The 6,029-nt window shown below is 68.2% G+C and carries 4 protein-coding genes and 1 pseudogene; 4 read left to right on the top strand and 1 reads right to left on the bottom strand.

Annotation, left to right across the window (positions count from 1 at the left end; all coding sequences use genetic code 11):
- A pseudogene (locus FKP22_RS18400) lies at nt 1–457 on the bottom strand (helicase-related protein); the annotation flags it as partial.
- 169 nt (nt 458–626) lie between these two features.
- Here FKP22_RS18400 and FKP22_RS18395 point away from each other — a divergent pair.
- The 4 genes from FKP22_RS18395 to cas3f form a co-directional block, all read left to right on the top strand.
- A complete protein-coding gene (locus FKP22_RS18395) occupies nt 627–1,619 on the top strand; it encodes a Bug family tripartite tricarboxylate transporter substrate binding protein (protein WP_141289091.1) in 993 nt (330 codons plus the stop codon).
- 98 nt (nt 1,620–1,717) lie between these two features.
- Nucleotides 1,718–2,824 (top strand): molecular chaperone DnaJ, encoded by a 1,107-nt coding sequence (locus FKP22_RS18390; protein WP_141289089.1) that lies wholly within the window; start codon nt 1,718–1,720, stop codon nt 2,822–2,824.
- A 190-nt stretch (nt 2,825–3,014) separates the two neighbouring features.
- Nucleotides 3,015–4,028, top strand: a complete 1,014-nt coding sequence (cas1f, locus tag FKP22_RS18385; RefSeq protein WP_141289087.1) for a type I-F CRISPR-associated endonuclease Cas1f — start codon at nt 3,015–3,017, stop codon at nt 4,026–4,028.
- On the top strand, nt 4,025–6,029 hold a 2,005-nt coding region (cas3f, locus tag FKP22_RS18380), incomplete at its 3' end, for a type I-F CRISPR-associated helicase Cas3f (protein WP_141289085.1). The genes cas1f and cas3f, both read left to right, overlap by 4 nt.

The raw sequence follows: 6,029 nt of genomic DNA, 5'->3' as shown, positions 1-6,029 counted from the left end.
GCGCCAGGTAGGCCACCTGCAGTGCCGTGCCATCGGGCCAGGTGTCGCTCTTCAGCGGCAGTGGCTGGCGCATCAGCCGCTCCCAGCCACTGCCCTGGCGGTGAATGCCCAGCACATCCAGCGCCGCGCTGCGCTCGATCAGCACCGCGCGCATTTCCTTGCCGGCACCGACCTCGTCCAGGTGGCGCAGCGCCGAGTCGATCAGCTCCGGCGCAATCCAGCGGCTGGGCCGGTGGCCAGGCACCGCCTTCTGCAGCTTGATCAGGCCCAGCGTCTCCAGGTGGTTTTCCAGCCCGGGCGCGTCTTCCGGCAGGTAGTCCGTCGGCTTGACCACCTGCGGCAGGTTGTAGGCCGCTTGCCGCACCCGCTCCATCGCCTCTGGCGTGACGTGTTCCGGCACGCGGTCCACGTGATGGCGCTGGGGCAGCCGGAGGGAAACGGGGATGGAATCAGGCATGCAGGAAGGAAAAACGAAACAGGAAATCGGAGGTGCCGCCGGATGAAACTGCCCGGCGGCGGCGCCTGGCATTGTGCCCCTGCGCCAGGCCAATGGCCCTGGCAGCCGCTATGCTCGCCCACGGCCGCCATGCGAAGCGGCAAGCCGCTGCAAAAAGAGGAGATTCACCATGCGCCCCACCCTGTCCCGCCGCCGCCTGCTGCAGGCCGCCCTGCCGCTGCTCGCCGTGCCCGCCTGGCCGCTGGCGCAAGCCCAAAGCGCCTATGCCGGCGGCAAGCCGCTGCGCCTCTTGGTGGGCTTCCCCGCAGGCGGCGGCACCGATGCGATCGCCCGCATCCTGGCCGAGCAGCTGAAGGACGAACTCGGCGTGCCGGTGGTGGTGGAGAACAAACCCGGGGCCGGTGGCCAGCTCGCCGCGCAGTCGCTGAAAACCGCCGCGCCAGATGGCAGCACGCTGTTCCTCAGCCACGACCACACGATTTCCATCCTGCCGCAGGTCGTCAAGACCCCAGGCTTCGAGCCGGCCAGGGACTTCGTGCCCGCAGGCGGCTTCGCCACCTTCGTCAACGCCTTTGCCGTCTCGGGTGGTACGCCCGCGAAGAGCTTCAACGACTACGTCGCCTGGGCCAAGGCGCAAGGCGGCAAGGGCTCGGTCGGCATCCCGGCGCCGGCCTCGGTACCCGAGTTCCTGGTCAAGGTCATCGGCCAGAAATACCAGCTCGACCTGGTGCCGGTGCCCTACCGCGGCAGCGCGCCGATGATGGCCGACATGCTGGGCAACCAGATCCCCGCCGGCACCGGCTCCATCCCCGACTTCATCGAGAACCACAAGAGCGGCAAGCTGCGCGTGGTCGCCGTGCTGGGCAACACCCGCCAGGCCGTGATGCCCGAGGTGCCCACCTTCGCCGAACTCGGCCTGGCCGGCTTCGAGGACGTGCCCTACTACGGCATCTTTGCCCCCGCCGGCACGCCCAGGCCCACGCTGGACCAGTTCTCCGCAGCCCTCGCCAAAGTCATCGCCCAGCCCGCCGTGCACGAACGCCTCACCGCCATGGGCCTGACGGTCGGCCACATGAGCCCGGACGCCCTCGGCGCCCGCGAGAAGGCCTACACGGCGACGTGGACGCGCATCATCAAGGCGAGCGGCTTCCAGCCCCAGTGAACGAAGGCACCCGCGTGGGTGCCCAGCCCGGAGCGCGGCCAGGTGCGAACAGGCAAAGACTCATCGGACAATGCCCGATCTGCTGACGCGCCTGAACCATGACCGACCTCGCCGCCATCCGAATCGTCCCCGCCGATCCCGCCCGAGCGCTGACCCCCGAGCAGAAGCGGTTCAACACCCTGATCCGGCAGATCGAGCAATCGCGCAAGACCCTGGCGGCGTGGCAGGACAACATCGCGCTGTATGCCCAGGCGCACGCACAGGTGCACGTCCCCCTGCTGGAGGAACAGCAGGCCTTGCAGCGGCGCTGGGCCTTCGCGCTGGATTCGGCGCTTGCACGCAAAGGCTGGACGCGCACCGAGCGCGAAACAATGAGTGAACTCGTCTGCAATGCCGCGGCGGAGCTGCTCGGGGCCAACGCTGACGACGCTGAACTCAAGGCGCTGTTCGCCAGGCACGCCGATGTGGACTTCGACACCGACCGCGCGCAAGCACTGCTCGCAATGAAGGACCTGGCCGAGTTGGCGACAGGGCTGGACCTGGGGGATGACGACGGCATCGCCAGCGAAGAGGACCTGATGCAGCGCATGCACCAACAGATGCAGGCGCACACGCAGGCCGCCGATGCCGAGCAGGAGGCCAAGTCATCCCGCCGTCGCAAGAGCGCCGCGCAGCAGCGCCGCGAGGCCGAAGCCCAGCAGGCCACACAGTCGGTGCGCGAGGTCTTCCGCAAGCTGGCCAGCGCGCTGCATCCGGACCGCGAGACCGACGCCGAGCAGCGCACGATCAAGACAGCGCTGATGCAACGGGCCAACCAGGCCTACGAGAACAACGACCTGCTCACGCTGCTGGAGCTGCAGTTGCAGATCGAGCAGGTCGACGCCGGGCACATGACCAATGCAGACACCAAGCGGGTGAAGCACTACAACAAGGTGCTGGCCGAGCAACTGGCCGAACTCAAGACGGAGATCGGCCAGGTCGAGTTCAGCTTCTGCATGGACTTCGGGCTGGCGCCAGGGTCGGGCTTGAACCCGCTCAAGCTGGGCCTACAGCTTGAGCGAGAGACCCAGCGCCTGCGCTTTGAACTGGCCGAGATGGGCAGGGAAATCAACCTGCTCGGCGACACCGCCGCCACCAAGCGCTGGCTCAAAATTGCCCGCCGACGGCTGGCAGACGCCGCCTTCGACATGGACCCGTTCTTTTAGGCGCTGGCCTCGGGGCGGCGGCGGCAACGGATCAGTTGAGGCTGTCTTGACGGTTGCCGCGCTGGATGAGTGGCGCTTGGGCGGTGGCGCATCCCCTCGCTGAAGGACGTTGCGCCCACTGGATGGCCATCCAGATCATCCCATGAGCCATCCCGTCCCTACCATGGCTGCAAGCACTCAGCTCAGCCAAATGACGCAAATCCCAGCCAGCGACCTCAAGACCATCCTGCATTCCAAGCGGGCCAATCTGTACTACCTGGAGCACTGCCGCGTGCTCGTCAACGGGGGTCGCGTCGAGTACGTGACCGACCAGGGCAAGGCGTCGCTCTACTGGAACATCCCCATCGCCAACACCACCACGGTGCTGCTTGGCACCGGCACCTCCATCACCCAGGCCGCCGTGCGTGAACTGGCCAAGGCCGGGGTGATGCTGGGCTTTTGCGGTGGCGGTGGCACCCCGCTTTTTGCGGGCATGGAGCGAGAGCTGGAGGTGGCCTGGTTCCCGCCACAAAGCGAGTACCGCCCCACCGAGTACCTGCAAGCCTGGGTGCGCTTCTGGTTTGACGACGGGCTGCGGTTGGGCGCCGCCAAGGCCTTGCAAAAGGCCAGGCTGGGGCGCCTGCAGCAACACTGGGCCGGCAGCAAAAGCCTGAAAGAGCAAGGTTTTCAGCCCGACCTGGCAGCGCTGTCAGCCGTCATCACGGCCACGCTGCCGGCGCTTGGCGCGGCGCCGGACACCATGAGCCTGCTCACCGAAGAAGCCCGCATGAGCAAACAGCTCTACCGCCTGGCCAGCCAGGCCACGGGTTACGGCGAATTCACCCGCGCCAAGCGGGGCGACAGCACCGATGCCGCCAACCAGTTCCTGGACCACGGCAACTACCTGGCTTACGGCCTGGGCGCCACTGCCACCTGGGTGCTGGGCCTGCCTCACGGCCTGGCGGTGCTGCATGGGAAAACACGGCGCGGCGGCCTGGTCTTCGATGTGGCGGATCTGGTCAAGGACGCCGTCATCCTGCCGCAGGCCTTTGTCTCGGCAATGCAGGGCCACAGCGAACAGCAGTTCAGGCAGGCCTGCATCTCTGCGTTGACTCGCAGCGAAGCGCTTGACTTCATGATCGACACGCTCAAGGAAGTGGCCGAGACCTTCGGCCGCCTGGCCCGCGCCCCGGCGCACACGGCATCGGGCGGAGACGCCGCATGAACGTGCTGCTCATTTCCCAGTGCGACAAGCGCGCCCTGACCGAAACCCGCCGCATCCTCGATCAATTCGCCGAACGGCGCGGCGACCGCACCTGGCAGACCCCCATCACCCAGGACGGGCTGGACACCCTGCGCCGCCTGCTGCGCAAGACCGCGCGCAAGAACACCGCCGTGGCCTGCCACTGGATTCGCGGCCTCGACCATTCCGAGCTGCTTTGGGTGGTGGGCGATGGCCGCAGGTTCAATGAGCAAGGCGCGGTGCCCACCAACACCACCCGGCGCAATGTGCTGCGCACCGAAGACGAAAACCACTGGCACAGCGGCGAGCTGATCCGCCTGCTGGCCGACATGGCAGGCCTGCTGCACGACCTGGGCAAGGCCATCGAAGCCTTCCAGGCCCGCCTGCGGGGCCAACTCGAAGGCCGCAACCTGATCCGGCATGAATGGGTCTCGCTGCGCCTGCTGGAAGCCTTTGTCGGCACCGATGACGATGCCACCTGGCTAGCCCGCCTGGCCAAGCCTGGCCCCGAAGACGATGCGCGCTGGCTCACCCAGCTGCGCTGCGACGGACGCGACGGCGCTTTCGATTCGCCCTTCAAGACCCTCCAGAACGCGCCACTGGCGCTCGCGCTGGGCTGGCTGGTGGTAACGCACCACCGTTTGCCCGTGCTGCCCAAAGATGACGACTTCCAGATGTCGCGCCTGCGCGGCCTGCTAACCCAGGTGCAACCCGCGTGGAACGAGCGCGCCTTCGCGCAGGCCGAGCCCGGCGCTTTCGCCCCCTATTGGCGCTTCCCGCAGGGCCTGCCCGTCACCAGTGAAGCCTGGCGCCGCCGGGCCAGCCGCATGGCCTGCCGGCTGGCCCAGTGGCAGGTGCGCCAGCCGGCCAGCTCGGCCACGGAGGCGCTGCTGAACAACCCCTTCGTGATGCACCTGAGCCGGCTCAGCCTGATGCTGGCCGATCACCACTACTCCCGCCTGGAAGGTGACAGCGCCGAGCGGGTGAAGGCCGATGCCGGCTACCCCTTGTGGGCGAACACCCTTTCCAGCGGCCAGCCCAACCAGCGGCTGGACGAACACCTGCTGGGCGTGGCCCAGCATGGCTCGGAAGTGGCGCGCTTTCTGCCCAAGCTGGCGCAGCACCTGCCGCGCCTGGGCCGCCACCCCAGCCTGAAGCAGCGCGCCAAGTCCGAGCGCTATCGCTGGCAGGACAAATCGGCCGAGCTGGCCGCCGGCCTGCGCGAGCGTGCGGAGCAGCACGGCGCCTTCATCGTCAACATGGCCTCCACCGGCTGCGGCAAGACCTTGGCCAACGCCCGCATCATGTACGCGCTGGCCGATCCGGCCCTGGGGCTGCGCTGCGCCTTCGCGCTGGGCCTGCGCACGCTGACGCTGCAGACCGGCCAAGCCTTCCGCGACATGTTGAACCTGGGCGATGACGACCTGGCCATCCGCGTGGGCGGCTCCGCCAGCCGGGCCTTGTTCGAATTCCACGAGGCCCAGGCCGAGGCCACCGGGTCCGCCTCCCGGCAGGAACTGCTGGAAGAAGACAGCCACGTGCTGTTCGAAGGCGCCACCGACCAGCACCCGCTGCTGCGCCGCGCCGTGGCCGACCCCGAAGTGCGCAAGCTGCTGCTGGCCCCGCTGCTGGTCTGCACCATCGACCACCTCACCCCCGCCACCGAAAGCCAGCGCGGGGGCCGGCAGATCGCGCCCATGCTGCGCCTGATGAGCGGCGATCTGGTGCTGGACGAGCCCGACGACTTTGACCTGGCCGACCTGCCGGCCTTGACCCGCCTGGTGCACTGGGCCGGCCTGCTGGGCGCGCGGATGCTGCTCTCCTCGGCCACCTTGCCGCCAGCCTTGATCCAGGGCCTGTTCGAGGCCTACCGCAATGGGCGCCAGCACTACCAGCGCAACTGCAGCGCCCGCCCCGGCGGCGCCGAGACCCCGCCGGCGGTCTGCTGCGCCTGGGTAGACGAATTCAACCAGCAGGCGCAGG

This window comes from Ideonella azotifigens (assembly GCF_006519715.1).
Taxonomy (GTDB): domain Bacteria; phylum Pseudomonadota; class Gammaproteobacteria; order Burkholderiales; family Burkholderiaceae_C; genus Ideonella; species Ideonella azotifigens.
This window is presented reverse-complemented; position numbering and strand designations above follow the sequence as displayed.